General features: G+C 64.4%; 4 protein-coding genes and 1 pseudogene. 3 read left to right on the top strand and 2 right to left on the bottom strand.

Annotation, left to right across the window (positions count from 1 at the left end; all coding sequences use genetic code 11):
• The 3 genes and pseudogenes from Q0S16_RS15835 to Q0S16_RS15825 all read left to right on the top strand — a co-directional run.
• A pseudogene (locus tag Q0S16_RS15835) lies at nucleotides 1–245 on the top strand (protein translocase subunit SecF); the annotation flags it as partial.
• A 2-nt stretch (nucleotides 246–247) separates the two neighbouring features.
• Nucleotides 248–631, top strand: a complete 384-nt coding sequence (locus tag Q0S16_RS15830; RefSeq protein WP_295849927.1) for an Mth938-like domain-containing protein — start codon at nucleotides 248–250, stop codon at nucleotides 629–631.
• Nucleotides 628–1,479 (top strand): phytoene/squalene synthase family protein, encoded by an 852-nt coding sequence (locus Q0S16_RS15825; RefSeq protein ID WP_295849925.1) that lies wholly within the window; start codon nucleotides 628–630, stop codon nucleotides 1,477–1,479. Before Q0S16_RS15830 ends, Q0S16_RS15825 begins: the two co-directional genes overlap by 4 nt.
• Nucleotides 1,480–1,652: 173 nt before the next feature.
• Here the strand turns inward: Q0S16_RS15825 and Q0S16_RS15820 are convergent, their stop codons facing one another.
• Both Q0S16_RS15820 and trmFO read right to left on the bottom strand, forming a co-directional pair.
• Nucleotides 1,653–2,741, bottom strand: coding sequence for a serine/threonine protein kinase (locus Q0S16_RS15820; RefSeq protein ID WP_295849922.1), 1,089 nt, complete (start codon nucleotides 2,739–2,741; stop codon nucleotides 1,653–1,655).
• Nucleotides 2,742–2,772: 31 nt separating this feature from the next.
• A partial coding sequence (trmFO, locus tag Q0S16_RS15815) for a methylenetetrahydrofolate--tRNA-(uracil(54)-C(5))-methyltransferase (FADH(2)-oxidizing) TrmFO (RefSeq protein WP_295849920.1) occupies nucleotides 2,773–3,630 on the bottom strand: 858 nt, incomplete at its 5' end.

Below are 3,630 nucleotides of genomic sequence, written 5' to 3'. Positions count from 1 at the left end.
TGCTCAACGAGTCGATCAATTCGACGCTGTCGCGCTCGATCATCACCCACGTCACGGTGACGCTGGCGTTGCTGGCGCTGCTGCTGTTCGGCGGCAACGCGATCCACTCCTTCACCGCGGTCATGATGTTCGGCGTGGTTCTGGTCGGCACCTATACCTCGATCTTCATCGCGGCACCGATCCTGATCTATCTCGGCGTTGGCGAAAAGCGCGACACCGCGCCGGACCATTCGAAGAAGGGCTGAACATGCCGGTACCTCCCGAGGCACCGCATCTGCCGCGCTCCGCGGGCATCGAGGCCTATGGCAAGGGCGGCTTCCATTTCGACACCATGTCGCATCAGGGCTCGCTATTGTGCCTGCCCGATGCGATCTGGGCCTGGGCGGTCACGAAACCAGCCGATATCGACCGTCACGCGCTGAAGCGCGTGTTCGAGAATGCCGCGGGTATCGACACCCTGATTATCGGCACCGGCAATGAGGTCTGGATCGTGCCGCGCGACCTGCGCGAGGCCCTGCGCAACGTCCATGTCGTGATCGATGCGATGCAGACCGGCCCCGCGATCCGTACGTATAATGTGATGTTCGGCGAGCGTCGCCGCGTCGCGGCGGCGTTGATCGCGGTCGCATGAGCGCCGGCACCGATGCCGCGGCGTTTTGCGCCGAACTGGTGCGAAGCCATGATTTCGGACGTTACGCGACGACGCTGTTCGTGCCGAACGACAGGCGCCGCGCGCTGCTCGCGCTCTATGCCTTCAACGCGGAGATTTGCCGGATTCGCGACCAGGTCAGCCAGCCGCTGCCCGGCGAGATCCGCCTGCAATGGTGGACCGACACGCTGGCCGGTATCGGCCACGGCGATGTCGAGAACAATCCGGTGGCCGCCGAACTGCTGCTCGCGGTCCGGACCCACGATCTGCCGCTCGACCGATTGACGAAGCTGATCGATGCGCATGTGTTCGATCTCTACCATGATCCGATGCCGGATCTGGGCGTGCTCGAGAGTCATTTCGGCGATACGTTCTCGACGCTGCTGGCGCTGTCGGCGAAAATTCTGGGCGCGACCTCGGAAGCGACCGAGCAGGCCGCCGACCATGGCGGTCTGGCGCAGGGCGTGGTTCGGATCATCGCGACGCTGCCGCAGGATTCCGCGCGACGGCAGATGTATCTGCCGCGGGACATGCTGATCCAGAATGACGGCAGCTCCGAAGAAGTCTTTGCCGGCCGGCTGACGCCGGCGATCCGCGCGACGCTCGATCAATTGATATCAGGCGCCCGCGCCCAGCTCGCGCTGGCGGAAGCGCTGTTGCCGCAACTGCCGGCGGAGACGCGTCGCGCCTTCCTGCCGCTGGCGCTGGTGAAGCGCGATCTGGAACGGCTGACGGGGGCGGAGCACGATCCGTTCGCGCGGCAGGTGCCGTCGCGCTTGCAGACGCTGTGGGGACTGTGGCGGGCGTCGAGTTCGAAGGCGTTCTCGTAGCTCAGAATTGCCCACCCGCCTATCAGCCGTCATTGCGAGGAGCCGTTGCGACGAAGCAATCCAGTCTTCGCTTGTGGCTCTGGATCGCCGCGTCGCGGAGTTTATCATCGGGCCGGCGAAGCCGGACCCGTTGGCTCCTCGCGATGACGGCTGACGGGTACGGGTTTCAGTTGTTACGCCGCCGGCGTCTCGAAATTGAACCGGTCGCGTAAATTCTTCCGCGATTCCAGAATGCCCTTCAGGAACACCCGATCCGCCTCGCTGCTCATCAGCGGCTCGATCAGATCGAGCTGGTTCATCGCCACCAGTTGCAGGATCTCGGTGCGGATTTGTCCGGCCGCGTCGCGCGGCAGCGCCGGGATCACCTGCAGATGCTCCGGCGGCTTCGGCCCCCGGGCGGCGGCGAGTGTGGCCTGCAGCTTAGGCTCAAGCGCGACGTCGTCGGCCTCGACAAAGGCGTACAGGCCGACACCGCTGCGGCGGTCGGCGAAGGCGACGATAGCGACGTCGCGCACAGCCGGATTTAGCCGGATCATTTCGGTCAGCGGCGGCGCATCATTGACGAGGCGACGGCCGCCACCTTCGCGGTCGGTGAAATTGAAGATGCCGCGGGTGATGCCGCGATAGACCTTCTTGCCGGTCATCAGCCAGATCCGCGCGAACAGCGACTTCTTGGCAAGGATCTGCTTCTCCTTCGGCGTCAGCAGTTCCGGTGCGTAGGAGCGCTTGTGCTTCAGGAGATGGCGGAGGTCTTCGTAAGCCGCGATGCGAAACAGCCGGCTGCGGCTCTTGAAGCAGACGGCGAGCTGGAAATCGGTGACATAAGCGAGGCCATCGGTGCCGCGTAGCCAGTTCTGTTCTTTCGCCAGATCATTGTGGCAGACGCCCATGCGATGCAGTTTGCGCAATGCGAGTTTGGCGGAATAAAAGTAGCTGCGGTCATTGAATGGCTTGGCGAGATGCAATGCCACGCCGTCGATGAAGCCGCGCACCAGTGCCTGCTCGCCGGCCCACAGCAATTCCGGCCCGACATGAAGATCACGCGCCAGCGTCAAAGCACGGCGTTCGCGGGTGAAGAGATGTTGCGCGACGACATAGGACCACCACGGCACCTGGTCGAGCCGGCGCAGCACGGCATCGACCTCGCCGCCCTGATTGCGAAAGCGGCCGCGCTCGACGGTCGAGAACACGTCGCGTTTCAGCAGCACGCCTTCGGTCCATTGGGCGGACAGCATGGCTGTGTCCTGTTTCGGCAAACTCATGACGGTTTCCTGAAATACAACGCCGCTAATATCACGCGGCAACAGCGGCGGCGGGCAGGTGGGCGGCGATCCAGCCATCCATGTCCGCCAGCGCGCGGGCGCTCATCGCCTGCTTCTTGGCGACGGTCTTTTCGTTGCCGCGCAGCCGGCCGCCTTCGGCGTTCTTGGTCGGCGCCTGCGCCAGCGGCGGAAACAGTCCGAAATTGATGTTCATCGGCTGAAACGAGCGCGGGCCGGCGTCGATTGTCTCGATATGGCCACCGGTGATGTGGCCGAGCAGCGAGCCCAGCGCCGTGGTCACCGGCGGCGGCGCCAAATGCTCGCCTTTGGCGTCGGCGGCGGCGTAGAGCCCGGCCATCAGCCCGACGCTGGCGGATTCGACATAGCCTTCGCAGCCGGTCATCTGGCCGGCGAAACGTAGCCGCGGCTGCGCGCGCAGCCGCAGCTGCTCGTCGAGCAGTTTTGGCGAGTTGAGGAACGTGTTGCGATGCAGGCCGCCGAGCCGCGCGAATTCGGCATTCTGCAACCCTGGAATCATCCGCAGCACGCCCATCTGCGCGCCATATTTGAGCTTGGTCTGGAAACCGACGATGTTGTAGAGCGTGCCGAGCTTGTTGTCCTGGCGCAGCTGCACGATGGCGTAGGCCTTCACCGTGGGGTCGCGCGGATTGGTCAGGCCGACCGGCTTCATCGGGCCGTGACGCAAGGTCTCGCGGCCACGCTCGGCCATCACTTCGATGGGCAGGCAGCCATCGAAGTAGGGGGTGTTCTGCTCCCACTCCTTGAAGTCGGTCTTTTCGCCGGACAGCAGCGCGTCGATGAACGCCTCGTACTGGTTCCTGGTCATCGGGCAGTTGATATAATCGGCACCGGTGCCGCCGGGCCCGAC

The organism is Tardiphaga sp., from assembly GCF_025356345.1.
Taxonomy (GTDB): Bacteria; Pseudomonadota; Alphaproteobacteria; order Rhizobiales; family Xanthobacteraceae; genus Tardiphaga.
This window is presented reverse-complemented; position numbering and strand designations above follow the sequence as displayed.

Coding starts and splice junctions, on each gene's coding strand:
- Q0S16_RS15830 (WP_295849927.1), top strand. CDS start 248: ATGCCGGTACCTCCCGAGGCACCGCATCTGCCGCGCTCCGCGGGCATC.
- Q0S16_RS15825 (WP_295849925.1), top strand. CDS start 628: ATGAGCGCCGGCACCGATGCCGCGGCGTTTTGCGCCGAACTGGTGCGA.
- Q0S16_RS15820 (WP_295849922.1), bottom strand. CDS start 2,741: ATGAGTTTGCCGAAACAGGACACAGCCATGCTGTCCGCCCAATGGACC.